At 66.3% G+C, this 23,581-nt stretch carries 27 protein-coding genes; 13 read left to right on the plus strand and 14 right to left on the minus strand.

Going from position 1 to position 23,581, the window contains the following annotated elements:
* Positions 1-133: 133 nt before the first annotated feature.
* The 8 genes from PGN12_08410 to PGN12_08445 all read right to left on the minus strand — a co-directional run bounded on the left by PGN12_08410 (position 134) and on the right by PGN12_08445 (position 7,397).
* On the minus strand, positions 134-829 hold the full coding sequence (locus PGN12_08410; protein MEH3103915.1) for a response regulator transcription factor: 696 nt from the start codon (positions 827-829) through the stop codon (positions 134-136).
* A gap of 99 nt (positions 830-928) precedes the next feature.
* Positions 929-2,047 carry an AI-2E family transporter gene (locus PGN12_08415; GenBank protein MEH3103916.1) on the minus strand — a complete coding sequence of 373 codons (1,119 nt, stop codon included), beginning with the start codon at positions 2,045-2,047 and terminating at the stop codon, positions 929-931.
* 78 nt (positions 2,048-2,125) lie between these two features.
* Complete coding sequence (locus tag PGN12_08420) at positions 2,126-3,577, minus strand: hypothetical protein (GenBank protein MEH3103917.1); 1,452 nt, start codon at positions 3,575-3,577, stop codon at positions 2,126-2,128.
* A gap of 243 nt (positions 3,578-3,820) precedes the next feature.
* The gene (lpdA, locus tag PGN12_08425) at positions 3,821-5,215 is read right to left on the minus strand and encodes a dihydrolipoyl dehydrogenase (protein ID MEH3103918.1); all 1,395 of its coding nucleotides are present in this window, start codon (positions 5,213-5,215) and stop codon (positions 3,821-3,823) included.
* A complete protein-coding gene (locus tag PGN12_08430; GenBank protein MEH3103919.1) occupies positions 5,208-5,471 on the minus strand; it encodes a hypothetical protein in 264 nt (87 codons plus the stop codon). The genes lpdA and PGN12_08430 overlap by 8 nt, the downstream gene beginning before the upstream one ends.
* A complete protein-coding gene (locus tag PGN12_08435) occupies positions 5,468-5,854 on the minus strand; it encodes an acyl-CoA thioesterase (protein MEH3103920.1) in 387 nt (128 codons plus the stop codon). Before PGN12_08435 ends, PGN12_08430 begins: the two co-directional genes overlap by 4 nt.
* Positions 5,851-6,063 carry a hypothetical protein gene (locus PGN12_08440; GenBank protein MEH3103921.1) on the minus strand — a complete coding sequence of 71 codons (213 nt, stop codon included), beginning with the start codon at positions 6,061-6,063 and terminating at the stop codon, positions 5,851-5,853. Before PGN12_08440 ends, PGN12_08435 begins: the two co-directional genes overlap by 4 nt.
* A gap of 11 nt (positions 6,064-6,074) precedes the next feature.
* Positions 6,075-7,397 (minus strand): pyruvate dehydrogenase complex dihydrolipoamide acetyltransferase, encoded by a 1,323-nt coding sequence (locus PGN12_08445; GenBank protein ID MEH3103922.1) that lies wholly within the window; start codon positions 7,395-7,397, stop codon positions 6,075-6,077.
* Positions 7,398-7,534: 137 nt separating this feature from the next.
* Between PGN12_08445 and PGN12_08450 the strand changes: the two genes are divergently transcribed.
* Positions 7,535-7,987 carry a universal stress protein gene (locus PGN12_08450; protein MEH3103923.1) on the plus strand — a complete coding sequence of 151 codons (453 nt, stop codon included), beginning with the start codon at positions 7,535-7,537 and terminating at the stop codon, positions 7,985-7,987.
* A gap of 45 nt (positions 7,988-8,032) precedes the next feature.
* Entirely contained in the window at positions 8,033-9,328 is a 1,296-nt protein-coding gene (locus PGN12_08455; protein ID MEH3103924.1) for a M20/M25/M40 family metallo-hydrolase, read from the plus strand.
* 88 nt (positions 9,329-9,416) lie between these two features.
* Here the strand turns inward: PGN12_08455 and PGN12_08460 are convergent, their stop codons facing one another.
* A complete protein-coding gene (locus tag PGN12_08460; GenBank protein MEH3103925.1) occupies positions 9,417-9,896 on the minus strand; it encodes a GAF domain-containing protein in 480 nt (159 codons plus the stop codon).
* Between the two features lie 286 nt (positions 9,897-10,182).
* Here PGN12_08460 and PGN12_08465 point away from each other — a divergent pair, with 286 nt between their 5' ends.
* Together PGN12_08465 and arfB are read left to right on the plus strand one after the other, a co-directional pair.
* Positions 10,183-11,436, plus strand: coding sequence for a DUF1996 domain-containing protein (locus PGN12_08465; protein MEH3103926.1), 1,254 nt, complete (start codon positions 10,183-10,185; stop codon positions 11,434-11,436).
* 73 nt (positions 11,437-11,509) lie between these two features.
* Positions 11,510-11,932: an alternative ribosome rescue aminoacyl-tRNA hydrolase ArfB gene (arfB, locus tag PGN12_08470; GenBank protein MEH3103927.1), complete on the plus strand. Its 423-nt coding sequence runs from the start codon at positions 11,510-11,512 to the stop codon at positions 11,930-11,932.
* A gap of 25 nt (positions 11,933-11,957) precedes the next feature.
* Here arfB and PGN12_08475 read toward each other — a convergent pair whose 3' ends face one another.
* The gene (locus tag PGN12_08475; protein MEH3103928.1) at positions 11,958-12,314 is read right to left on the minus strand and encodes a hypothetical protein; all 357 of its coding nucleotides are present in this window, start codon (positions 12,312-12,314) and stop codon (positions 11,958-11,960) included.
* Between the two features lie 57 nt (positions 12,315-12,371).
* The gene (locus PGN12_08480) at positions 12,372-13,043 is read right to left on the minus strand and encodes an RNA pseudouridine synthase (protein ID MEH3103929.1); all 672 of its coding nucleotides are present in this window, start codon (positions 13,041-13,043) and stop codon (positions 12,372-12,374) included.
* Here PGN12_08480 and PGN12_08485 point away from each other — a divergent pair.
* Positions 13,029-13,868: a M15 family metallopeptidase gene (locus PGN12_08485; GenBank protein MEH3103930.1), complete on the plus strand. Its 840-nt coding sequence runs from the start codon at positions 13,029-13,031 to the stop codon at positions 13,866-13,868. The two genes, PGN12_08480 and PGN12_08485, sit on opposite strands and share 15 nt — an antisense overlap.
* A gap of 209 nt (positions 13,869-14,077) precedes the next feature.
* Here the strand turns inward: PGN12_08485 and wrbA are convergent, their stop codons facing one another.
* Positions 14,078-14,680: an NAD(P)H:quinone oxidoreductase gene (gene wrbA, locus PGN12_08490; GenBank protein MEH3103931.1), complete on the minus strand. Its 603-nt coding sequence runs from the start codon at positions 14,678-14,680 to the stop codon at positions 14,078-14,080.
* 24 nt (positions 14,681-14,704) lie between these two features.
* Entirely contained in the window at positions 14,705-15,448 is a 744-nt protein-coding gene (locus PGN12_08495) for a pirin family protein (protein MEH3103932.1), read from the minus strand.
* A gap of 99 nt (positions 15,449-15,547) precedes the next feature.
* Here PGN12_08495 and PGN12_08500 point away from each other — a divergent pair, with 99 nt between their 5' ends.
* Together PGN12_08500 and PGN12_08505 are read left to right on the plus strand one after the other, a co-directional pair.
* Positions 15,548-16,435: a LysR family transcriptional regulator gene (locus tag PGN12_08500; protein ID MEH3103933.1), complete on the plus strand. Its 888-nt coding sequence runs from the start codon at positions 15,548-15,550 to the stop codon at positions 16,433-16,435.
* Between the two features lie 42 nt (positions 16,436-16,477).
* Positions 16,478-16,819, plus strand: a complete 342-nt coding sequence (locus PGN12_08505; GenBank protein MEH3103934.1) for a DUF3140 domain-containing protein — start codon at positions 16,478-16,480, stop codon at positions 16,817-16,819.
* On the opposite strand, the gene PGN12_08510 is transcribed toward PGN12_08505, so the two are convergent.
* Positions 16,788-17,948 (minus strand): hypothetical protein, encoded by a 1,161-nt coding sequence (locus PGN12_08510; GenBank protein ID MEH3103935.1) that lies wholly within the window; start codon positions 17,946-17,948, stop codon positions 16,788-16,790. The two genes, PGN12_08505 and PGN12_08510, sit on opposite strands and share 32 nt — an antisense overlap.
* Before the next feature lie 279 nt (positions 17,949-18,227).
* Here PGN12_08510 and rpsL point away from each other — a divergent pair, with 279 nt between their 5' ends.
* The 6 genes from rpsL (at position 18,228) to rpsJ (ending at position 23,476) form a co-directional block, all read left to right on the plus strand.
* Positions 18,228-18,599: a 30S ribosomal protein S12 gene (gene rpsL / locus PGN12_08515; protein ID MEH3103936.1), complete on the plus strand. Its 372-nt coding sequence runs from the start codon at positions 18,228-18,230 to the stop codon at positions 18,597-18,599.
* Between the two features lie 42 nt (positions 18,600-18,641).
* Positions 18,642-19,112, plus strand: a complete 471-nt coding sequence (gene rpsG / locus PGN12_08520; protein ID MEH3103937.1) for a 30S ribosomal protein S7 — start codon at positions 18,642-18,644, stop codon at positions 19,110-19,112.
* Positions 19,113-19,149: 37 nt separating this feature from the next.
* Entirely contained in the window at positions 19,150-19,407 is a 258-nt protein-coding gene (locus tag PGN12_08525; GenBank protein ID MEH3103938.1) for a hypothetical protein, read from the plus strand.
* Positions 19,408-19,454: 47 nt separating this feature from the next.
* On the plus strand, positions 19,455-21,548 hold the full coding sequence (gene fusA / locus PGN12_08530) for an elongation factor G (protein MEH3103939.1): 2,094 nt from the start codon (positions 19,455-19,457) through the stop codon (positions 21,546-21,548).
* Positions 21,549-21,757: 209 nt separating this feature from the next.
* Complete coding sequence (gene tuf / locus PGN12_08535) at positions 21,758-22,954, plus strand: elongation factor Tu (GenBank protein MEH3103940.1); 1,197 nt, start codon at positions 21,758-21,760, stop codon at positions 22,952-22,954.
* Positions 22,955-23,167: 213 nt separating this feature from the next.
* Entirely contained in the window at positions 23,168-23,476 is a 309-nt protein-coding gene (gene rpsJ / locus PGN12_08540; GenBank protein MEH3103941.1) for a 30S ribosomal protein S10, read from the plus strand.
* The last annotated feature ends 105 nt before the right edge of the window (positions 23,477-23,581 follow it).

The following is a 23,581-nucleotide window of genomic DNA, read 5'->3' on the forward strand; positions in this document are numbered from 1 at the left end:
AGCCGAGTTAGCAATAATCACGCCTCCGTCATTTCGAGCGTAGCAAAGCCATCCAGGGCCGGATCAGGACGCCCTGAATGGCTTCGCTACGCTCGCAATGACGATAGATGTGTCGGGAGCAGCGATCCGAGGATCACGCGACCTGCACAACCTCTTCCGGCTCGCGCAGCACATAGCCGCGGCCCCAGACCGTCTCGATGTAATTCTCGCCCTCGCACGCGAGGCTGAGCTTCTTGCGCAGCTTGCAGATGAAGACGTCGATGATCTTCAACTCTGGCTCATCCATCCCGCCGTACAGGTGGTTGAGGAACATTTCCTTGGTCAGCGTGGTGCCCTTGCGGAGCGACAGCAGCTCCAGCATCGCATATTCCTTGCCGGTCAGGTGGACGCGCGCGCCGTCGACCTCGACGGTCTTGGCATCGAGATTCACCGACAGCTTGCCGGTCTTGATGACCGACTGCGAATGACCCTTGGAGCGGCGGACGACGGCGTGGATGCGCGCGATCAGTTCCTCGCGGTGGAACGGCTTCGTCACATAATCGTCGGCGCCGAAGCCGAAGCTGCGCACCTTCGAGTCCATTTCGTTGATGCCGCTGAGGATCAGCACCGGAGTCTGCACGCGCGCGACGCGCAGTTTCTTGAGCACGTCATAGCCGTGCATGTCCGGCAGATTCAGGTCGAGCAGGATGATGTCGTAATCGTAGAGCTTGCCGAGATCGAGGCCCTCTTCGCCCAGATCGGTGTTGTAGACGTTGAAGCCTTCCGTCGACAGCATCAGCTCGATGGCCTTGGCGGTGGTCGGCTCGTCCTCGATCAGCAGCACGCGCATCGGCAATTCCCCGGTTGTCGGCGGCGATAGACCATGTCCGGTCACGCCTGTCTGGTTCGTTTACCAAACTGCATCTGAACCAGAAAGGTTAACTGCTACTTAAATTGAGTGTTCCCTTTTTTCACTTTGCTTGTCGACGGTTGCTTCACGAGGCGTTCCCATGGCGGTGAAAAGCGTCCGTTCGCGCGAGCGCGGAATGTCTTCACCCAGCATCTCACGCAGATACAGGCTGCGCACCAGCGTGAAGCCGACGACGAGGATGCCGCCGGAGAAGAACAGCCCGAACAGGCCGAACACTGCCCCGGTGCCGATGATCGCGAACAGGCTGAGCGCCGGCGGGATCGCGACGACTCGGCTGGTGACGAACGGGGTCACGAAATTGGTCTGGATGATTCGCACCGCCGCGAACACGCCCAGCGCCCACAGCAACTGATCGGTGCCCGCCGTCGCGGCCAGCCCCAGCGCGGGCAGCATCGCCGCCACCGGGCCGACATAGGGAATGAACTCACTGAGTCCGGTCAGCAGTCCGAGCATCGCGGGCGACGGCACGCCCGCCGCCCACAGCCCGAGCCCGACCATCAGGCCCATCGCGGTCATCTGGATCAATTGCGCGCGTAGCCACAGCAGCAGCGTCGAACCGACATCGCCGAGCGCATCCTCCAGCGCCGCGCGTCGCGACGGCGGCACCAGCAGCAGCACGCCGCGCTCGTAGATCTTCGGATCGACCGCGAAGAAGATCGCGCCGAACAGCACCAGCACGGTGTTGAGCAGCAACTGTCCCGCGCCGCGCACGATCTCGCCGATATCCTGCGCGACGCGGCTACCCGCGAAGGCGGCGCGTACCGCATCGATCACCTTCGCGCCGACCGGGCTCTGCGACATGTACACTTGGAACTGGTCGAGCAGCCCCGGCAACGCGACCACCAGCGTGTTGACCTGCGCGCGGAACTCGACCCCGAACAGCCAGAACAGCAGGGCAAGGAACGCGAGCAGCGTCAGGATCGCCGCGGTCATCGCGCGCTTTGCGCCGAGCCGCGCGCGAGTCGCATACAGTTCGGCGATCGCGTGGATGACGATCGCGATCAGCATCGACCCGAAGGCGAGGATCAGCAGGTGTCGCGCGAGGTACAGCGCGGCGACGAGCGCGACGATGACCACGATCCACAGGACGCGGCGAATGAAGCGAGCGTCGGCCTCGTCGGGCGCGAGCCGGTTCATGCGGAGAAGGCAGAACGTTTCACGGGCGACACAACGCGCGCGTGCCGAAAAAGGCGCGTCGCGACGGACGAATTCCGCTCAGCGTGGCAGCAGCGCCACGGGCGGCGTCCATTGAAGCAGCGCATCATACTCCTGCGGCGGGGTGGCGAATGCGGCACGCGCGACGATCGCCGGGGTGCCGAGCAGCACGGCGAGCGCCGCCAGCCTTACCCACGCGCGACGTGTCGGTCGGCGATCGACGAGCAGGACCGCCGCCAGCGATGTCGCGACGATCGGCCACAGATGGTAGCGCAGATCGGCCGCGATCGAGATCGCCGCGAAGCTTGCCTCCAGCGCGAGTGCCGAGGCCAACAGCCCGAGCGCGAGGCGGCGTGAGGGGCCGGGGCGCGTGCCCCGCGCCGCCATCAGCAGCACGAGCGCGACGGCAACCCAGGCGAACGGCCAGCCGAGCGGCGTCTGGATCGCGATCGCCGCCAGCCACTGCCACGCCGCCGCTGCGCGACCGGGACTGGCCAGGCCGTAGCCGTTGGGCTCGCTGGCGGTCGGCGGCTCCGCGCCCGGCAGCCGCGCCGCGACGAGCCAGCGAAGCGTCATGTTCAGATGCGCGGCGCGTTGGGCGAGATAAGCGAGCGGATGGTGGATCGCCTCGGTGGCGAGCGTTCGATAGAGGCTGCCCGGCGTGCGGGTGCGGAGCGACGCGAGCGCGGCGGCGCAGGCGGGCGTGTCGCCGAGCGGGTCCCAGAAATAGGGCGTGACGCAATGCGCCGCGCGCAAGGTCGCGCCGGTGGTGGCAGGAAGGCCGGCGACCGGCGCCCGCGTGCGGGCGGCGATACCGGCGAGATCATAGCGCGGCTGGGTGGTGGTGACCTCCGTCGTCTCTGCGCCGAGCAAGCGATGATTGATCGCGCCGGACAGGGCGAGCACGCCGACGACGATTGCCAGCGTGATGGCAAGCTGTGCCAGCGGCCGCCGGAACGGGAGCAGCGCGACGATCAGCGGCGCGAGCGCGAACACCGCATTGGCGCGGACCAGCAGCGCGAAGCCGAACAGCATCCCCGCCGCGATCGCCGCTGCGGCCGGCACCGGCCGGTCGCGGAGGCGATGGCGCGCGATCAATCCGGTCGCGGCGAGCGCCGCGCCGACCATCTGCGCATCCTTGAGCACCACTCCCTGCCAGCCGAGCAGCGGCGGGAGCAGGCCCACGCCGAGGATCGCCCAGCCGGCGCGTCGTGGACCGGTCAGGGCGAGCGCATCGGCGATCAGTGAGAGCCCGAGCCAATATCCCGCAAGCTGGACGGTCAGGAGCGCGGCGGCGTCATGCCTCAGTGGGAACAGCGCCTGCCACAGCCACACCATGATCGGGGGATGCCAGTCGTCGAGCTGGCCTGAGATGACCTGCTCATACTGGCGCAGCGTATCAAATTCGACGAAGCCGGGCCAGAACAGCGCCAGCGATATCGCGAAAAGCAGCGCGCCGGCGAGCAGGTGCGGCTGGGGCCTTGCGATGGAGGCGTCCGAGGTTACCCTCATTGTATGAAGAACGTCCGTCATTGCGAGCGTAGTGAAGCAATCCAGGGCCGGATCAGGACGCCCTGGATTGCCTCGCTACGCTCGCAATGACGGACCATTGTTTTCAGCCGGAGGTCTCCAACCGACCTGAAGGTTTATGGCGCGTAGCTGAAGTGGTCTATCCCAAGCCCGCCGACGCGCCCTCTATCCGCATCGGAAGCGTCGGCCCGGATCACGTCCAGGGCGACGCCCACCGTGTCGCGCCTAGAAGTGGATCGCCCGGCCGTAGGCGCCGAGCACGCTTTCGTGCATCATCTCGCTGAGCGTCGGGTGCGCAAACACCGTTTCCATCAGCTCGTGCTCGGTCGTCTCGAGCTGGCGCGCGACGACATAGCCCTGGATCAGTTCGGTGACTTCCGCGCCGACCATGTGCGCGCCGAGTAGCTCGCCGGTCTTGGCGTCGAAGACGGTCTTGATGAAGCCGTCCGCCTCGCCGAGCGCGATCGCCTTCCCGTTGCCGATGAACGGGAATTTGCCGACCTTGATGTCGCGGCCGGCGTCCTTCGCCTTCGCCTCGGTCAGCCCGACGCTCGCCACCTGCGGGCGGCTGTAGGTGCAGCCTGGGATGTTCCACGTCTCGAACGGGTGCGGGTCGCCGCCGGCCAGCTTCTCGACGCAGACGATGCCCTCGTGGCTCGCCTTGTGCGCCAGCCACGGTGCGCCGGTGACATCGCCGATCGCGTAAATGCCCTCGACATTGGTGCGGCCGAAGCCGTCGACCTTGATATGGCCGCGCTCGGTGGTGACGCCGAGCTTCTCGAGCCCGATCTCCTCGGTGTTGGGCACGATGCCGATCGCGACGATGACGTGGCTGTAATCCTCGGTCGTGGACTTGCCATCCTTGCCCTTGATCGTCGCCTTCACGCCGTCCGCACCGGTGTCGATCTTCTCGAGCGCAGCACCGGTGACGATCTTGATCCCGTCCTTGGTCAGGCGCTTCTCCATGAAGGCGCTGACTTCCTCGTCCTCGACCGGCAGGATGCGCGGCAGCATCTCGACGATCGTCACGTCCGCGCCCATGTCGTTGTAGAAGCTCGCGAACTCGACGCCGATCGCGCCCGAGCCGATTACCAGCAGCTTGGTCGGCATCACCTCGGGCACCATCGCATGACGATAGGTCCAGATGCGCTTGCCGTCGGCCTTGGCGAACGGCAGGTCGCGGGCGCGCGCGCCGGTCGCGACGAGGATGTGCTTGGCCTCCAGATCGACGGTGCCGTTGCCCTGCTTGACGCTGAGCTTGCCCTTGGCCGTGATCGTGCCGAAGCCCTCGACCACCGTGATCTTGTTCTTCTTCATCAGGCCCTTGACGCCGGCATTGAGCTGGCCGGACACCTTGCGGCTGCGATCGACGATCTTGGCGAGATCGAAGCCGATGTTCTCGGCCTTGAGGCCGTAATCGCCCGCATGCGTCATGTAGTGATAGATTTCGGACGTGCGCAGCAGCGCCTTGGTCGGAATGCAGCCCCAGTTGAGGCAGATGCCGCCGAGCCGCTCGCGCTCGACGATCGCGACCTTCAGGCCGAGCTGTGCGCCACGGATCGCGGCGACATAGCCGCCGGGGCCGGAGCCGAGAACGATAAGGTCGTAGGTGTCAGCCATGTAACCACTCCCGGGCCGCAGCCCATTGTGTGGACGCGTAGACGGCGCTCTTGGTGCGAACGTCGGCGTCATCCAGAAGATGATAGATGTTGTCCGGTACGTCGAAAGTCACTTGCCACCGACTGGTCGGCCGCGTGCGGGACGCCAACAGTAGCCACTTGTTCTCCAGCGTGGCAGGCGCGCGCCCCTTTATCTCCTCCGCCAGCAGGCGCGAGAATTGACGTTTCCACCAATCATCGCGCGCCGCCGGGGTCATGTCGCCGGCGGTACTTCGCGCGGGCGGCGGTCCTCGTCGATCGCGACGAAGGTGAAGCGTGCTTCCGTGACCTTGCGCGATTCCTCGCCGTGCCGGTCACGCGCCCAGCTTTCGACCTGGATCGCGATCGAGGTCCGCCCGACACGTTCGATCGTGGCGTAGACCGATACTTCGTCGCCGACATGGACGGGGGCGTGGAATTGCATCCCGTCCATCGCGATCGTCACCGCGCGTCCGCGCGCGCGCCGCGCCGCGGTCAGCCCGGCGGCCGAGTCCATCAGGCTCATCAGCCAGCCGCCGAAGATGTCGCCATAGGCATTGGCGTCGGCGGGCATCGCCGAGACGCGGATCGTCGGCGCCTGTTGCGGCTCGGTGGGGTTCATGCCTCGGCTCCTTCGCGGCGCACGCGCCAGATGTCGCGCGCGCCGAGCAGGCCGACCGCGACCAAGGTCGCCGCGCCGACCAGCCAGATCGTGTCGGCGCCCTGCGGATAGCTCCACGCCGCACCCTTGAACACCAGCGCGGTCAGCCCAAGCGACAGCGCGCTCCACGCGATCTCGCGCTTGTCCGCGCCCAGCTCCATCTGCGCCACGCGGCCGTGCCTCAGGCGAGCATCGCCAGCGGGTTCTCGACCAGCTCGCGGAACGCCTGCATCAGCTGCGCGCCGTCCGCGCCGTCGATCGCGCGGTGATCGAAGCTGCCGGTCGCCGACATGATCGACGCGACGCCGAGCGTGCCGTCACCCAGCACCCACGGACGCTTCTCGCCCGCGCCGACCGCGAGGATCATGCCCTGCGGCGGGTTGATGACCGCCTCGAATTGCTTGATCCCAAACATGCCCATATTGCTGATCGACGCGGTGCCGCCGGTGAATTCCTCCGGCTTCAGCTTCTTGTCGCGGGCGCGCGCGGCAAGGTCCTTCATCCGGGTCGAGATGCTCGACAGCGAGGCGGTATCGGCCTCGGTGATGACCGGGGTGATGAGCCCCTCGGGCGTCGACACCGCGACCGAGATGTCGGCGCGCTTGAAGCTGACGAGCTGGTCCGGCGTGAACATCACGTTGCACTTCGGCACCTGGATCAGCGCGACCGCTAGCGCCTTGATGAGCAGATCGTTGACCGACAGCTTCACGCCGCGCGATTCGAGCCCGGCGTTGAGGTCGCCGCGCAGCTTGAGCAGCTTGTCGAGCTGCACGTCCACCGTGAGGTAGATGTGCGGCACCTGCTGCTTCGATTCGGTCAGGCGGCGCGCGATCGTCTTGCGCATGTTGGTGAGCTTTGTCAGCTCGTGCGGGATATCGGGCACCTGCGCGGGGGTCGGCACGGGAGCGGGCGACGCGGCCGGGGCGGCGCTGCTCGCGGCGGCGGCCGGCGCGGATGCCTTGCCCGGCTGCGCACCATCGACATCGGCCTTGACGATCCGGCCGTTCGGGCCGCTGCCCTTCACGCCCGACAGGTCGACGCCCTTGTCGGCGGCGAGACGACGCGCGAGCGGGCTCGCCTTCACGCGGTCGCCGTCGTGGCGGGAAGCGGGAGCCGGCGTCGGCTCGGCGGGCTTGCCGTGATCGCGGACGTCTTCCTTGGCGGGCTGCGCCTCGGTGCCGGTCTTGTTCGGATCGACGGGCGAGGGCTTGGGCTCGCTTTCCTTGGCAGCGGGGGCGGGGGTGCTCTCGCCCGCTTCCTCGCCGTCGGCGAGGAGCAGCGCGATGACCGTGCCGACCTTCACGCCGTCAGACCCCTCGGCGACCGCGATCCTGGAGATGACGCCCTCGTCGACCGCCTCGAACTCCATCGTCGCCTTGTCGGTTTCGATCTCGGCCATGATGTCGCCGGCCTTGACGGTATCGCCTTCCTTCACGAGCCATTTGGCCAGCGTGCCCTCCTCCATCGTCGGCGACAGGGCAGGCATCTTGATTTCGATCGGCATCGTGATCCTCGAGAGGCTCGTGGGACAGGCGCCCGTCTCTTGCGGACGCGCGCCGTATGGTCAAGCCCGCCGCCCGATCGCATGTGCTTGGCGCGGCAGCTGGCGAGCGGTACACCGGGCACAAACAGGGGGCCGTGATGCGCATCTATCTGACGGTGATCGACGACACGCCCGAGGCGCTGATCGCGCTGCGTTTCGCGGCGCGGCGCGCGGTGAAGACCGGCGGCGGGGTCGAGATCCTCGCGCTTTTGCCGCCGCAGGAGTTCATCCCGTTCGGGGGCGTGCAGGCGACGATCGAGGACGAGCAGCAACGCCATGCCGAGGGGCTGGTGGCGCGTGCGGCGGGCACGTTGCTCGAAGAATCCGGGGTTCGCCCGTCCATTACGGTGCGCAGCGGGGACGGACCGAAGGTGATCCGCGCGATGATCGCTGAGAACCCGCAGATCGCCGCGCTGGTGCTGGGTGCCGCCGCCGATGGCACGCCCGGTGCGCTGGTCAACCATTTCGCCGCGGATGTCGGGACATTGCCGGTGCCGCTGATGATCGTGCCCGGCGGGTTGTCGACCGAGGCGATCGACCGGCTGAGTTGATCGCAATCGCTTGAGCGCGCACGATTCCGTCGCCACAAGCGAGGGATGAACCATCGCTTCCTGCTCGCCGTCGCCCCGCTGCTTCTTGCCACCCCCGCCATGGCGCGCGAGGCGCCGTCGCAGGCGCGGCAGCGCGCGACGGTCGAGAAGCTGGTGTCGTTCGGGACGCGGCACTCGCTGTCGTCGGCGACCGATCCGAAGCGCGGGATCGGCGCGGCGCGCACCTGGGTGGCGGGCGAGTTCGCCGCGCTGTCGCGCGCGTGTGGCGGGTGCATCTCCACCGAGCGGCTGTCGCGGCGCTTCGTCGGCCCGCGCGCGCCCGACGGCGTGGTGATCGAGGACGTGCTCGGCGTCCAGAAGGGCAGCGATCCCAACCGCTACATCATCGTCGGCGCGCATATCGACAGCCGCGTCACAGACGTGATGAACGTGACCAGCGACGCGCCCGGCGCGAACGACGACGCGAGCGGGGTCGCGCTGGTGCTGGAAGCGGCGCGCATCCTGTCGAAGGAGAAGTTCGCGGCCAATATCGTCTATGTCGCCTTCTCCGGCGAGGAGCAGGGACTGTGGGGCGCGACCTTGCTCGCCGAGACCGCCAGGGCGCGCGGGTGGCAGGTCGATGCGATGCTCAACAACGATATCGTCGGCAACACGGTCGGGCAGGGCGGGGTGACGATCGACGGCTATGTCCGCGTCTTCTCCGAAGGAATCCGCAGCAGCGAATCGCTCGCCGAGGCGATCGAGCGGCGCGGCGTCGGCGGCGAGGACGACGGCCCGAGCCGCGCACTCGCCAAGGCGATCGACGGGATCGCGGGGACGCTGCCCGGCGGGTTCGGCGTGTTCGTCGACCGCCGTCCCGACCGCTTCGGGCGCGGCGGCGATCACGAGCCGTTCCTGAAGCAAGGCTATCCGGCGGTGCGCTTCTCGGTCGCGGCGGAGAATTGGGACCGCCAGCATCAGGACGTCCGCACCGAGAACGGGCGCGTCTATGCCGACACGATCGAGGGAATGGACTTCCCCTATCTGGCGAAGGTCACGGCGATCAACGTCGCGACGATCGCGCGTCTCGCCGCCGCGCCCGCGGCGCCATCGGTGGCGTCGATCTCCGGTGCGCTTTCTTACGACACGAAGGTGACGTGGAGCGCGGTGCCGGGTGCGGCGCGCTACAAGATCTACTGGCGACGCGCCGATGAAGCGGCATGGACGCAGTCGCGCGAGGCGACCGGCACCAGCCTCGACGTCGCGGGCGTGCCGGTTGACGATCACTTCTTCGGGGTCGCGGCGGTGGGCGCAAATGGTGCGGAAAGCCTCGTGACCTTCGCAGGACGCGAGAAGAGATAACGGTTCGTCATTGCGAGCGTAGCGAAGCAATCCAGGGCCGGATCAGGACGCCCTGGATTGCTTCGCTACGCTCGCAATGACGAGAGAACTATAGCCGCACGGCCAGCAACGCCATCAATTGCTCGCACCCGCGCGCATCCTCTTCATCGAAGCGTGCGGGTGAAGGGCTGTCGAGGTCGAGCACGCCGAGCAGCACGCCGTCGCGGACGATCGGCACCACCAGTTCCGATCGGCTCGCCGCATCGCAGGCGATATGCCCGGGAAACGCATGGACGTCGGCGACCAGCTGCGTGCGCCGCTCCGCCGCCGCGGTGCCGCAAACGCCCTTGCCGAGCGGGATGCGGATGCAGGCCGCCTTGCCCTGAAACGGCCCGAGCACCAGCTCATCCGCGACAAGCCGATAGAAGCCCGACCAGTTCAGGTCGGGCAGATATTGCGCGATCAGCGCCGCGGCATTGGCCATGTTCGCGATTCCGTCGCGCTCGCCCGCGGTCAGCGCGTCGAGCGCCCCCAGCAGCTCGCGATACAGCGCCGGCTTCGATTCGGCTTCGATCTGGAAATTGTACATTCGTGTCGAGGTAGGGGCTGAGCGGGTGCTGCGCCAGAGGGAGTGCGCTGCGGGACGAAACGAAATTAGGAAGCTGGTAAATGAAGTAAACAGGAAGTAACCAGCATCCTTGTAGCGGTCCCCTAAGTATTCACTTCCTTAACAAAAATAAACCAGAAGTGTTAGATTATGTTAGGGTTTTGTCGCTAATCATGTCTCTACAGCGCGGCACCGGCCGTGCCGGTCGAACAACAGCGTTCGGAGGGAGCCAAAGGTTCCACGAGCGCCAACAACGCCAGGGACTGTGATGAAAAAGATCGTCATTTCGGGCGCCATGATCCTGGCCGCCTCCACTGCTTACGCCGCCATCGTCCCGTCGAGCACGATCAAGACGATCGCAAGCAAAGTGACGGTTATTGCCGCACCGGTCACCACGAAACTCAGTGGCGTGTTGCCAGCCACGATCACCGCCAACGGAACCGCCAAGAAGATCGAGCCCGTGCCGGGTGCAATCTCGAAGGGATTGCTGCCGGGGCAGGGTCAGCTTGATCGAATTGCTTCGAATTTCGATGTCGACAAGTATATCGTCCCGTCGTGGGGCAGCGGCGAGATCGCCGTTACCGGTCGGCCGGACACCGTCGGCGCCTTCCGCTTCATGTGTGGTGCGGGTCAGGTGCGGCGCGACGATCCGATCGTCTTCCCGGGTCAGCCGGGCAAGAGCCATCTGCACCAGTTCTTCGGCAACACCGCCGCGAACGCCTATTCGACCTATGGCAGCCTGCGCACCAAGGGCGACAGCACCTGCAACAATATCCTGAACCGTTCGGCTTACTGGATCCCGGCGATGCTGAACGGCAAGGGCAAGGTCGTGCGTCCCGATTATGTCGTGATCTATTACAAGCGTTATCCGGAAAGCAGCCCGGATTGCCAGAAGATGGGCAAGGCGTGCGTCGCGCTGCCGCGTGGGATGCGCTACATCTTCGGCTATAACATGAGCACGGGCGTCGCCGAGCATTTCTACTTCAGCTGTGATGGGCCGACAGCGACGTCCGGCCACTATCCCGACATCGTCACCGCGGCGAAGAACTGCCCGGTCGGCAACCGGATCGGCGCGGTCGTCAACGGGCCGAATTGCTGGGATGGCAAGAATCTGAACAGCGCCGATCACCGCAGCCACGTCGGCTATGCGGACTGGAACAACATGGGCGAGCTGAAGTGCCCGGCGAACCTGCCGTACATCATCCCGGCCTTCACGCTGGGCGCGTGGTACGAGGTCGACGAAGACCTCGATCGGTCGGGTGAATGGTCGGAAGGTCAATCCACTTGGTCGCTTTCGTCGGACAGCATGCCCGGCATGGCGGTCAAGCGCCCCGGCTCGACCTTCCACGCCGACTGGATGGGCGCCTGGGACGACGATGTGATGAAGATGTGGATGGATAACTGCATCAACAAGCTGCTGAGCTGCAACGGCGGCGATCTGGGCAACGGCAAGCAGATGCGCGGTGATCCGAACTTCGACTGGGTCGCGCACCCGCGGCTGGTCGATATCCCCGCTGCCTGATCCACGGCACGGAGGAACGCCAGGCCCGGTCGCACCGATGGTGCGGCCGGGCCTTCGGCATTATGGAGCCCGCATGGCCCGCGTTCCCGTCACCCGTTCGATCAGCATCGACACCGATCTGATCGAGGAGAGCTTTACCCGCTCGGGCGGGGCCGGGGGGCAGCATGTCAACACCACCGATTCGGCGGTGATGTTGCGGTACGACGTGGCGCGATCCGATCTGCCGGAACGGGTGAAGCTGCGGCTGGCGGAGCTGGCGGGGTCGCGTATGACGCGCGATGGCGTGCTGACGTTGCGCAGCGAAGGCTCGCGATCGCAGCATATGAACCGCGCCGAGGTGCGCGAACGATTGCTGGCGCTGGTGCGCGAGGCGACGGTGGTGCAGGCGAAGCGCCGCGCCACCAAGCCGACGCGTGCGTCACAGGTGCGGCGGGTCGATGCGAAGAAGGGGCGCTCGGCGGTCAAGTCGGGTCGCAAAAAGCCGGCGTACGATTGAATCGGGTCCGTCACCGATCCGGCGGCTAGCGGCTGTTCCCGCGCCGGCGTCTCAATCGCGCAGCGGTGTAGCTCTCGGTCGATCGATATTCGGGGCCCAGCATGTGTTTCGAATGGCGATCGAACTCCCGATCGCCACGCGCTCCGGCGGCCCGCAGCAGTCGGGAAGCCCGCCAGAGCAAGAACGTAATCCACGCCACCGCGACGCTTGCCGAAAGAGCGGCAGTCACCAGTTCCGCGGCATTATACGGTTTGTCGAGTAGCGCGACGGGCGCGAGCGGAACCATAACGGCGAAGATCGAGCTCCTTGCCGACCTCCCGTACGGTGATTGGCGGCTCAGGTCGCGATCGACGAAGCGGCGCAGGCGAAGATACACACTCATGCGGCGATGTTACTGACGGGCCGAAAGGCCGCCATCAGACGCGACGATGATTTTGTCTTACCGGCTTTGATCAAACTGGACCTGCTCGAATCCCGCCGCAATAAACCGCGCCGGCCACGGTGCCTCCGCCGCCACGTCGGCCTTGCCCGGGCGCGGCAGCGACAGCGCGATCGCATGAAGCATCATCCCGCCGTCATGCGCCGTGCCATAGACTGGATCCCCGGTGACCGGCACGCCAAGACCCTCGCGCGCATGGACGCGGATCTGATGCGTCCGTCCGGTGGCGGGGCGGAACTCGACCAAAGCGCGGCCGTCGCGGGTCGCGAGCAGCCGCCAATCGGTGCGCGCCGCCTTGCCGCGTGGATCGCGCGTCATCCGCCAGCCTTCCTCGGCGGTCGATATTTTGCCGAGCGGCAGGTCGATCGTGCCGGCCTCGCCCGCGGGCACGCCGTCGAGGATCGCAACATAGCGTTTGCTGACCTCGCCGCGCTCGAACGCCTGCTGGAACCGCGCGTGCGCCTTGGGGTTGCGCGACAGCAGCAGGCAGCCGCTCGTGTCACGATCGAGGCGGTGCACCGCGACCGGCCAGCGCCGGAACCCGAAGGTGAGCGACGACAGATGATTTTCGAGGCTGAGGCCACCGGCACGCGGCGGATCGACCGGCAGCCCGGCGGGCTTGTCGATCACCAACGCCTCGCCATCGAGGAAGAGAACATGCTGACCCAACATGGCGCGGCTCTTGCCAGTTGCCGCGCGGCATGGCCAGAGGGCGCGGTGCGACTTCCGACGATCCTCGCTGCACTGGCCGCGCTCGCCGCTACACCCGTTCACGCGCAATTGTGCGACGGGCGGCGCGTGCCGACGTCCGCCGATGGGCGCGTGCTGGGACATCTGCCCTATGGTGACGCGGCGCCCGACACGCTGGTCGCCGTGCCGTCGGCACTGTCGGTCAATCCCTGCGTGCTGCGGCGTGAAGTGCTGCCCGATTTGCAACGGCTGATCGAGGCGGCGGCGCGCGATCCGGCGGCGGGCGGGCAGGTGCTCGCTCTGTCGTGCCACCGGTCGATCACCTATCAGGAAGCGGTGTTCTGCCGCGAGGGGCAGACCGATGCGGCGCAGCGTGCGCTGTCGGTCGCGCCGCCGGGGCACAGCGAACACGCGACCGGGTTTGCGCTGGATTTCGCGTTTCGCCCGCGCCGCAACGACTGCCCGGATGCCGAGGCGTGCGTCGCGGCGACTCCGGCCTTTCGCTGGCTGGTGAAGAACGCGCCGCGCTACGGGTTCGAGATGTCGTTTTCGGCAGGCAATCGCCAGCGTGTGAAATGGGAGCCGTGGCACTGGCGCTGGGTGGGGGCGAGCGCGACGACCCCGGGGGCGGCGCGGGCACGGGCGTTGTTCGCGGAGGCGCGGGTGCGTTACCCGGCCGATCCTGCCGTGCCGCGCGATCCTGTCGTGATCGCGCAGGTCGCGCCGCCACCGGTATATATGGGTGCGATCGCGCCGCCTGAGTGCCGCAAGGCCAAGTGCAAGGTGGCGCGGGTGAAGAGGCGGTAGCTGTCGCCCCAGGGATGGATTGACCTCACTCTTGTCGTCACCCCGGCGAAGGCCGGGGCCCAGTTGGGAAGGCGGAAATGGTGACGCGCGGTCTTCATCATCAGCGTCCCCCAACTGGGCCCCGGCCTTCGCCGGGGTGACGTTTTAGTTATGATAGATCGCGCTTGATAAAGCGTCGCCCCGGGTCGAGCCCGGGACGACAATAAGGATTACGCCTTCAGCTTCGCGGCCGTCTCGGCGATGCGCTTGCCTTGATAGCGTGCGCCGTCCAGCTCGACCGCCGAGGGCTGACGGCTGCCGTCGCCATCGGCCAGCGTGCTCGCGCCGTAGGGCGTGCCGCCTTTGACCTCGTCCACACCCATCTGGCCCTGAAAGCCGTAATCGAGCCCGACGATCGTCATCCCGTGGTGGAGCAGGTTGGTGAGGATCGAGAACAAGGTCGTTTCCTGACCGCCGTGCTGGCTGGCGGTCGAGGTGAACGCGCCGCCGACCTTGCCGACCAGCGCGCCCTTCATCCACAGCCCGCCGGTCGTGTCCCAGAACGCCGCCATCTGGCTCGGCATCCGGCCGTAGCGGGTCGGCGCGCCGACGACGATCGCATCATAATTGGCCAGCGCATCCGGCCCTTCGATCTCGGGATGCGCGGTGTCGGTCTTGAAGCCGGCCGCCTTGACGATCTCGGCGGGCGCGGTTTCGGCGACGCGGCGGATGTCGACCTCCGCGCCGCCGCTGCGCGCGCCCTCGGCGATGGCGTCGGCCATCTTCTCGATATGGCCGTAGGACGAATAATAAAGCACGAGCACCTTGGTCATGATCGTCAGCTCCTTTCAGTAACGTCAGTTGGCATCGACGAGCACCAGTTCGGCCTCGTCGATCGCGGTGATGGTGATGGTGCGGCCGCCGGTGATCGCGACGCCGTCACGCGCGGTGAAGCGCTGGCCGTCGATCTCGATCGCGCCGGTCGCGGGGACCAGATAGGCGTGACGCCCCGCACCGACCTCGTGGGTCAGCGTCTCGCCCGCCGCCAGCGTCGCCGCCAGCACGCGCGCCTCGGCGCGGATCGGCAGCGCCGCGCCCGGCCCGGTCACGTCGGCCTCGAACCCGCTGGCGAGCGTCACGAACTTGCCGCTCCGGTCGCCTTTCGGGAACGGCTTGGCGCCCCAGCTCGGTGCGCCGCCGCTGCGGGTCGGCTCGATCCAGATCTGGAACAGCGTCGTCGGCTCGCTTTCGAGATTGTACTCGGCGTGCCGTACGCCCGAACCGGCGCTCATCACCTGCACGTCGCCAGCCTCGGTGCGGCCGGTGTTGCCGAGCGAGTCCTGGTGCGTGATCGCGCCTTTGCGGACATAGGTGATGATCTCCATGTCGCGATGCGGATGCGGCGGGAAGCCGCTGTTGGGAGCGATCGTGTCGTCGTTCCAGACGCGGATCGCGCCCCAGCTCATCCGCGCCGGGTCATGGTAATTGGCGAACGAGAAATGATGGCGCGCGTCGAGCCAGCCGTGATTGGCGTGCCCGAGCGTTTCGAAGCCGCGGCGCTCGATGCCGGCGGGGCGGGTCAGGGTGGCGGTATCGGTCATGATGAACCTCCGTTTTGTTGCCACCAAGCTAGGGAGCCGCGACCTTCTCCAAAACAGAAACGATTGAAACGGATCGTTTCGCCGGGTAAGTCGCGCGACATGAGGCTCCCCGATTTTGAGGCCTGGGCGATCTTCGCCGCTGTGGCCGAGCACCGGTCGTTCAGCGGCGCGGCAGATGCGATCGGGTTGAGCAAGGCGACGGTGTCCAAGGCGGTGTCGCGGCTGGAAGCGCATTTGGGGGTGTCGCTGTTCCATCGCACCTCGCGGCGACTGGCGCTGACCGAGGCCGGCGCGCCACTCGCCGACCATGCCGCGCGGATCGTCGCCGAGGCGCAGGCCGCCGAGGAAGCGGCGCGGATCGGCGCGAGCGTGCCGAGCGGGCGGGTGCGGCTGGCCGCGCCGATGACCTTCGGAGTCAAGAACGTCGCCCCGCTGATCGCCGACTTCCTGCGCGAACATCCGCAGATCGAGATCGAGCTGCAACTCTCCGATGCGCGGGTCGATATCGTCGCGGAAGGGTTCGACGTGGCGTTGCGGATCGCGGATCTGCCCGACAGTTCGCTGCGCGCCCGGCGCTTGTGCTCGATCGCTGCGCATCTGATCGCTGCGCCGTCCTATCTTGCCGAGCATGGCATGCCCACTCATGCGGCGCAGCTCGGAGAGCACCGGCTGCTCGGTTATACCAACATCACCGGCCCGTGGCGTTTCCGCGGGCCCGAGGGCGCAGAGGTGTCGGTGCGCGCTGCCGGGCCGCTGGCGGCGAACAGTGGCGAGGCATTGGTGCCCGCGCTCGAGGCCGGGCTCGGGATCGCTCGTCTGCCGCGTTTCATCGTCGCCGACGCGTTGGCGGCAGGGCGGGTGGTGGAGATCCTGCCCGAATGGGCACCCGCGCCGATCGGGCTGCACCTGCTGACCCCGCCCAGCGCGTTGCGCCCGGCGCGCGTCGACGCGCTGATCGACTTTCTCACCGCCCGACTGCGCGATTGAACCGTTCCGCCTGTCAGCGCTTTTCCCGCTGAGGAGAAGCAGATGGCCGACGATCACGACACGATTTCGAAGGACTTCGCCGAAGCGGTCAACATGGCGCCCGCCGAGCTGGAGAAGTTCCTCGACACCGATGACAGCAAGCGGGTCGGCTGGAAGGGCGATGGCAAGGGCTCGGGCGAGAGCGTCGGGCACGAATCGGGGCGGCGGATCGTCGCCATCAAACGCAAGAAGAAGGCCGATCTGACCGACGACGATTATGCGCACATGAAGAAGGTGGTCGGCTATGTTCACCGGCATCTTGCGCAGGGTGGCCCGGCGAAAGACAAGAAGGAGTCCGACTGGCGCTACTCGCTCATGAACTGGGGGCACGACCCGCTGAAGTGAAGCGCGCGCGGAACTCGCGCAGCACCAGCACCAGCGCGGCGCTCATCGCAAACGCGCCGACCAGTGCGCCCCCGGTCAGGTGGATGAGGAAGGTGAGATAGGACAGCAGCGAGCCGAGTTGCACCAGCACCGCGATCCGCACGGTCCGCTGCGTCGGACACACGAAGGCGTAGGCGAACGCCAGCAGGTCGGCGGTGAAGAAGTATCGGTTGTGCATCTTCGGCAGCAGGTACGGCAGCAGCACCGCCCCGGTCAGCGCGACCAGCAGCAGATCGACCGGCGTCTCCAGATGCCGCCGCGCGTGCCATGCCGTCCAGACGACCGCGCCGGCGGCGGCGAGCAATCCGACGATCACGCCGGCCTCATAGGGGATCGTGACCAGCGCGCGCAGGATCTGCCAAACGTTCGGCACCGATCGCGCGAGATCGCGGAAGTAATGTCCCTGCGCCAGATAGATCGTGGCGAGATCGAGGGCAGGGCGTCCGGCCAGCCACGCCGGCACCATCGCCGCGACATACACCAGCGGCGGGATCGCGATCGTCCATAGCGGCGCGCGTCGCGACCATAGCATCGTCAGGACCAGCGGAGCGATGAACACGCCTTGCAGCTTGAAGGCGATCGCCAGCCCGACCGCGGCCATCCCCGCCACGGCCCGCCCGCGCATGAACGCAGCGACCGCGAGCAGCACGCACCCGCCGTGCAACGCGTCCGACTGGCCCCAGATCGGGCCGTTGCCGATCACGGTCGGAAGCAGCAGCACCAGCGACGCGCCGCTGGTCGCTGCGCGCGCCGGCACGCACGTCCGCAGCATCATGCGCATCGCCACCGCCATGAAGACGGTGGCGAGGATCGACAGCAGCTTGACGACTCCGACCGGCCCCAGCGCCGCCTCGGCATTCGAGGTGAGCGCCAGCAGGTACAGATAGGGCGGCGTATATTCGGAAAAATTGTCCGCCAGCGCGGCGAAGCGCCCGTGTTCGACCAGATATCTTGTCCACCCGATCAGATGCACGCGCATGTCGCCGCTGACGAACGGTACGCTCAACAGATAGAGCAGCGCGGCGGCGGCGAGCAGGAGGTAACGGTCGCGGTCGCGCAACGTGCGCGCCCGGGCCAGAGCGTCGATCATGCCGTATCCTGATGATTCAGGTGAAGGGCGTGCCCTTAACCGCTAGGCACGGAACGGCAAGCCGCTTGCTCCCCGAGGTGGCGATTGACCGATGGGGTGAGCGTGCGTATAGCGCGCCGGTCCGGGAGGAGGCGACTCCGCCGGGCAGCTTGAACATTGCTGGATGCATCAAGGGCCATCCGGTCGCCGCCCAAGCGGCGGCGCCGCGGTCCCTTTTCGTATTCCAAGTCTTGTTTTAGGGCTCCAGCAAAGTAACCTATCGGAAAGGTGAAGGCTTCAATGCCGACGATCAACCAGCTGGTCCGCAAGGGCCGCGACCCGCAGAAGGCCAAGAGCAAGGTCCCTGCGATGGAGCAGAACCCGCAGAAGCGCGGCGTCTGCACCCGTGTCTATACCACGACCCCGAAGAAGCCGAACTCGGCTTTGCGCAAGGTGGCCAAGGTTCGCCTGACCAACCAGCGCGAAGTCATCAGCTACATTCCGGGTGAAGGCCACAACCTGCAGGAGCACTCGGTGGTGCTGATCCGCGGCGGCCGTGTGCGCGACCTTCCGGGTGTGCGCTACCATGTGCTGCGCGGCGTGCTCGACACGCAGGGCGTCAAGGACCGCAAGCAGTCGCGGTCGAAGTACGGTGCGAAGCGGCCGAAGTAAGCCGCTCCCGTATTCTCACCAGCTGATTGAAAGGTATTCAACATGGCGCGTCGTCGTCGTCCCGAGAAGCGGGAAATCCTGCCTGATCCCGTGTATGGGGATGAGGTTCTGTCCAAGTTCATGAATTCGGTGATGCTCGACGGCAAGAAGTCGGTCGCCGAAGGCATCGTCTATTCGGCGATGAACACCGTCGAGACGCGCGCCAAGCGCGAGCCGATCGGCGTGTTCCACGATGCGCTGAACAACATCAAGCCGGGCATCGAGGTCCGCAGCCGCCGCGTCGGCGGTGCGACCTATCAGGTCCCCGTCGAGGTTCGCCCCGAGCGCGCGCAGGCACTGGCGATCCGCTGGCTGATCACGGCCGCGCGTGCGCGCAGCGAGAACACGATGTCGGCGCGTCTGTCGGGCGAGCTGCTCGATGCCTCGAACAACCGCGGCAACGCGGTGAAGAAGCGCGAGGACACGCACCGCATGGCGGAAGCGAACCGCGCCTTCTCGCATTATCGCTGGTAAGCTACTATATCGGCGAACGAGGCAGGTGTGAGCGGACATGGCGACCCAACCCGACATTGATCCGCTCAACCTGCGTGAACAACTGGCGCGCATCGACAAGCTGCGCGCCGAAACCGAGAAGACGCTGGCCGAGGTGAGCAAGGTGGTCGCTGAAACCGCCAAAGCCTCGGCCGATACCGCGAAGGTGTCGATCGACACGCGCGTCGTGTCCTACGCCACCGTCTTTCAGGGCTTGATCGCCGTCGCCGGCCTGCTGGGCGCGGGGGCGGCGATCGCCAAATTGTTCTTCCCCTGACGCGCCCCGGCGTCATTCATCGCACTCACGCCCAAGGAAGCCCGATCATGGCCCGCAGCCATCCGCTCGAACTCTATCGCAATATCGGCATCATGGCGCACATCGACGCCGGCAAGACGACGACGACCGAGCGTATTCTTTACTACACCGGCAAGTCCTACAAGATCGGCGAAGTCCATGAGGGCACCGCCACGATGGACTGGATGGAGCAGGAGCAGGAGCGCGGGATCACGATCACGTCGGCTGCCACCACCTGCAAGTGGAAGGCCGAAGAGGGCAAGGGCCCCGAGCACCTCATCAACATCATCGACACCCCCGGCCACGTCGACTTCACGATCGAAGTCGAGCGTTCGCTGCGCGTGCTCGACGGCGCGGTCGCGTGCTTCGACGGCGTTGCGGGCGTGGAGCCGCAGTCGGAAACCGTGTGGCGTCAGGCCGACAAGTACGGCGTGCCGCGCATGTGCTTCGTCAACAAGCTCGACCGCACCGGCGCCGACTTCTACTTCTGCGTCAATTCGATCATCGAGCGGCTCGGCGCGAAGCCGGCGGTGCTGTATCTCCCGATCGGCATCGAGGGTGGGTTCAAGGGTCTGGTCGACCTGGTCGAGAACCGCGCGATCATCTGGCTTGAAGAGTCGCTGGGCGCGAAGTTCGAATATCAGCCGATCCCCGACGATATGGTCGAGAAGGCGGCGAAGTATCGCAACGACCTGATCGAGCTGGCCGTCGAGCAGGACGACGACGCGATGGAGGCGTATCTGGAGGGCAACGAGCCCGACGCCGCGACGCTGAAGAAGCTGCTCCGCAAGGGGACGCTGAACATGTCGTTCGTGCCGGTCGTCTGCGGTTCGGCGTTCAAGAACAAGGGCGTGCAGCCGTTGCTCGACGCGGTCGTCGACTATCTGCCGAGCCCGCTCGACGTGCCGGCGATCAAGGGCGTCAAGCTCGACGGCGAGACGCCGGACGAGCGTCCGTCCTCGGATGACGCGCCGTTCTCGGCGCTGGCGTTCAAGATCATGAACGATCCGTTCGTCGGCTCGCTGACCTTCGCGCGCATCTATTCGGGCGTCCTGACCAAGGGCGGCTACCTGAACTCGGTGAAGGACAAGAAGGAAAAGATCGGCCGTATGCTCCTCATGCACGCGAACTCGCGTGAGGACATTGACGAGGCGCGCGCGGGCGACATCGTCGCGATCGCGGGTCTCAAGGAGACGACGACCGGCGACACGCTCTGCGATCCGGCGCACCCGATCATTCTGGAGCGTATGGAATTCCCGGAGCCGGTGATCGAGCTGTCGGTGGAGCCGAAGACCAAGGCCGACCAGGAGAAGATGGGCATCGCGCTCAACCGCCTGGCCGCCGAGGATCCCTCGTTCCGCGTGTCGACCGATCACGAATCGGGCCAGACGATCATCAAGGGGATGGGCGAGCTTCACCTCGAGATCCTCGTCGATCGCATGAAGCGCGAGTTCAAGGTCGAGGCGAACGTCGGTGCGCCGCAGGTGGCGTATCGCGAGTACCTCAAGAAGGCCGTCGATATCGACTACACCCACAAGAAGCAGTCGGGCGGCACCGGCCAGTTCGGTCGCGTGAAGGTGAAGCTGACGCCGGGCGAGCGCGGCGCGGGGATCGTCTTCAAGGACGAGATCAAGGGCGGCAACATCCCGCGCGAGTACATTCCCGCGATCGAGAAGGGCTTCCGCGAGACCGCGGCGACCGGTTCGCTGGTCGGCTTCCCGATCATCGACTTCGACATCACGCTGTATGACGGTGCGTACCATGACGTCGACTCGTCGGCGCTGGCGTTCGAAATCACCGCCCGCGGTGCAATGCGTGAAGGCGCGCAGAAGGCCGGCATCACGCTGCTCGAGCCGGTGATGAAGGTCGAGGTCGTCACCCCGGAGGATTATCTGGGCGACGTCATCGGCGACATGAACTCGCGTCGTGGCCAGATCCAGGGCACCGACACACGCGGCAACGCGCAGGCGGTGACCGCGATGGTCCCGCTGGCGAACATGTTCGGCTACGTGAATTCGCTCCGCTCGTTCACGCAGGGCCGCGCCAGCTACTCGATGCAGTTCTCGCACTACGACGAAGTGCCGCAGAACGTCGCCGACGAAGTGAAGGCGAAGCTCGCCTAAGGCGCACGGGAGCAGGGCGACCTGCTCCCGAGACGCCGCAGGCCGGCCGACGGGTCGGCCATGCCGATCCCGTCCGACGACGCAGGATTCATTCCTGCGTCGGCTCGCAAGAGCGGGGCAGGGTTTGCACAACGGTTAAACAGCCGCTATGGGGCCGCGTTCTGGCGCGGCTCCGTTCGCGAAGACGAATCCAAGAAGGTAGGGAAACAATGGCTAAGGCTAAGTTTGAGCGGAACAAGCCGCACCTGAACATCGGCACCATCGGTCACGTCGACCATGGCAAGACCTCGCTGACCGCAGCGATCACGAAGGTGCTGGCAGAGAACGTCGCGGGCAACGCCGCGGTCGACTTCGCCAACATCGACAAGGCACCGGAAGAGCGCGAGCGCGGCATCACGATCTCGACCGCGCACGTCGAGTACGAGACGGCGAACCGCCACTATGCGCACGTCGACTGCCCGGGCCACGCCGACTATGTGAAGAACATGATCACCGGCGCGGCGCAGATGGACGGCGCGATCCTGGTCGTCTCGGCCACCGACGGCCCGATGCCGCAGACCCGCGAGCACATCCTGCTTGCGCGCCAGGTCGGCGTGCCGGCGATGGTCGTGTTCATGAACAAGGTCGATCTGGTCGACGACGAGGAAATCCTCGAGCTGGTCGAACTGGAAGTCCGCGAGCTGCTCAGCTCGTACGAGTTCCCGGGCGACGACATTCCGATCATCAAGGGTTCGGCGACCTGCGCGCTGTCGGGTTCGAACCAGAAGCTCGGGCCGGATGCGGTCATGGAGCTGATGAAGGCGGTCGACGAGTACATCCCGCAGCCGGAGCGTCCGCTGGACAAGCCGTTCATGATGCCGATCGAAGACGTGTTCTCGATCTCGGGTCGTGGTACGGTCGTGACCGGCCGTGTCGAGACCGGCATCATCAAGGTTGGTGAGGAAGTCGAGATCGTCGGCATCCACCCGACCGTCCGCAAGACCACCGTCACCGGCGTGGAAATGTTCCGCAAGCTGCTCGACCAGGGCCAGGCCGGCGACAACGTCGGCGCGCTGATCCGTGGCGTCGCTCGTGACGAAGTCGAGCGTGGTCAGGTGCTCTGCAAGCCGGGCTCGATCAAGCCGCACACCGACTTCGCGTCGGAAGTGTACGTGCTGTCGAAGGACGAGGGTGGCCGTCACACGCCGTTCTTCGCCAACTATCGTCCGCAGTTCTACTTCCGCACGACCGACGTGACCGGCACCGTCGAGCTGCCCGAGGGCACCGAGATGGTCATGCCGGGCGACAACGTCGCGCTGGGCATCAAGCTGATCGCCCCGATCGCGATGGACGTCGGCCAGCGCTTCACCATCCGTGAGGGTGGCCGGACCGTCGGCGCGGGTGTCGTGAGCGGCATCACCAAGTAAGGACGCCGGACCGCGCCGAGCGGTCCGTCGCAAAAGCAGCCGCCCGGCGTGCCGAAAGGTGCGTCGGGCGGTTGCCTTTTAATGAGGGCGGCATTAATGCCGCCGCTTCGGTTTTCGTTCGAGAACAGCAAGAGGTGCCCCCGATTCGTCGGGCCGGGTGATCCGGCAGGTCGGGCAGGGCAGGCATCCCGCTCTTTCGCATTGGTAGGGACTATGGACAGCAACATCCGCATCCGCTTGAAGGCGTTCGATCATCGCGTGCTCGATCAGGCGACGGGCGACATCGCCGATACCGCGCGCCGCACCGGCGCGCTCATCCGTGGTCCCATTCCGCTCCCGACCCGTATCGAGAAGTTCACGGTCAACCGTGGGCCGCACATCGACAAGAAGTCGCGTGAGCAGTTCGAGGTCCGCACCTACAAGCGGATGCTCGACATCGTACAGCCGACCCCGCAGACCGTCGACGCGCTGATGAAGCTCGATCTGGCGGCCGGTGTTGACGTCGAGATCAAGCTGGCGTAATCGGCCCGCTCCCGCGGTTGACCTCGCGTCCCGCGGGTTTGTCTTTTCGTGGCGTATCGCACGAAACGGACGAGCGCACCGCCTGAGCGGACGCTTTGACGACCA

This window comes from Sphingomonas phyllosphaerae, from assembly GCA_036946405.1.
Taxonomy (GTDB): domain Bacteria; phylum Pseudomonadota; class Alphaproteobacteria; order Sphingomonadales; family Sphingomonadaceae; genus Sphingomonas; species Sphingomonas phyllosphaerae_D.

Bases quoted from the DNA above. Each gene is read 5' to 3' on its own strand.
- arfB (MEH3103927.1), top strand. From the start codon at position 11,510: ATGGCCCGCGTTCCCGTCACCCGTTCGATCAGCATCGACACCGATCTG.
- PGN12_08430 (MEH3103919.1), bottom strand. From the start codon at position 5,471: ATGACCCCGGCGGCGCGCGATGATTGGTGGAAACGTCAATTCTCGCGC.
- PGN12_08505 (MEH3103934.1), top strand. From the start codon at position 16,478: ATGGCCGACGATCACGACACGATTTCGAAGGACTTCGCCGAAGCGGTC.
- PGN12_08460 (MEH3103925.1), bottom strand. From the start codon at position 9,896: ATGTACAATTTCCAGATCGAAGCCGAATCGAAGCCGGCGCTGTATCGC.
- PGN12_08410 (MEH3103915.1), bottom strand. From the start codon at position 829: ATGCGCGTGCTGCTGATCGAGGACGAGCCGACCACCGCCAAGGCCATC.
- PGN12_08475 (MEH3103928.1), bottom strand. From the start codon at position 12,314: ATGAGTGTGTATCTTCGCCTGCGCCGCTTCGTCGATCGCGACCTGAGC.
- PGN12_08525 (MEH3103938.1), top strand. From the start codon at position 19,150: ATGGCGACCCAACCCGACATTGATCCGCTCAACCTGCGTGAACAACTG.
- PGN12_08450 (MEH3103923.1), top strand. From the start codon at position 7,535: ATGCGCATCTATCTGACGGTGATCGACGACACGCCCGAGGCGCTGATC.
- PGN12_08445 (MEH3103922.1), bottom strand. From the start codon at position 7,397: ATGCCGATCGAAATCAAGATGCCTGCCCTGTCGCCGACGATGGAGGAG.
- PGN12_08455 (MEH3103924.1), top strand. From the start codon at position 8,033: ATGAACCATCGCTTCCTGCTCGCCGTCGCCCCGCTGCTTCTTGCCACC.
- rpsL (MEH3103936.1), top strand. From the start codon at position 18,228: ATGCCGACGATCAACCAGCTGGTCCGCAAGGGCCGCGACCCGCAGAAG.
- rpsJ (MEH3103941.1), top strand. From the start codon at position 23,168: ATGGACAGCAACATCCGCATCCGCTTGAAGGCGTTCGATCATCGCGTG.
- PGN12_08465 (MEH3103926.1), top strand. From the start codon at position 10,183: ATGAAAAAGATCGTCATTTCGGGCGCCATGATCCTGGCCGCCTCCACT.
- PGN12_08435 (MEH3103920.1), bottom strand. From the start codon at position 5,854: ATGAACCCCACCGAGCCGCAACAGGCGCCGACGATCCGCGTCTCGGCG.
- PGN12_08500 (MEH3103933.1), top strand. From the start codon at position 15,548: ATGAGGCTCCCCGATTTTGAGGCCTGGGCGATCTTCGCCGCTGTGGCC.
- PGN12_08510 (MEH3103935.1), bottom strand. From the start codon at position 17,948: ATGATCGACGCTCTGGCCCGGGCGCGCACGTTGCGCGACCGCGACCGT.
- PGN12_08485 (MEH3103930.1), top strand. From the start codon at position 13,029: ATGCTGACCCAACATGGCGCGGCTCTTGCCAGTTGCCGCGCGGCATGG.
- wrbA (MEH3103931.1), bottom strand. From the start codon at position 14,680: ATGACCAAGGTGCTCGTGCTTTATTATTCGTCCTACGGCCATATCGAG.
- PGN12_08415 (MEH3103916.1), bottom strand. From the start codon at position 2,047: ATGAACCGGCTCGCGCCCGACGAGGCCGACGCTCGCTTCATTCGCCGC.
- fusA (MEH3103939.1), top strand. From the start codon at position 19,455: ATGGCCCGCAGCCATCCGCTCGAACTCTATCGCAATATCGGCATCATG.
- PGN12_08495 (MEH3103932.1), bottom strand. From the start codon at position 15,448: ATGACCGATACCGCCACCCTGACCCGCCCCGCCGGCATCGAGCGCCGC.
- rpsG (MEH3103937.1), top strand. From the start codon at position 18,642: ATGGCGCGTCGTCGTCGTCCCGAGAAGCGGGAAATCCTGCCTGATCCC.
- PGN12_08420 (MEH3103917.1), bottom strand. From the start codon at position 3,577: ATGAGGGTAACCTCGGACGCCTCCATCGCAAGGCCCCAGCCGCACCTG.
- lpdA (MEH3103918.1), bottom strand. From the start codon at position 5,215: ATGGCTGACACCTACGACCTTATCGTTCTCGGCTCCGGCCCCGGCGGC.
- tuf (MEH3103940.1), top strand. From the start codon at position 21,758: ATGGCTAAGGCTAAGTTTGAGCGGAACAAGCCGCACCTGAACATCGGC.
- PGN12_08480 (MEH3103929.1), bottom strand. From the start codon at position 13,043: ATGTTGGGTCAGCATGTTCTCTTCCTCGATGGCGAGGCGTTGGTGATC.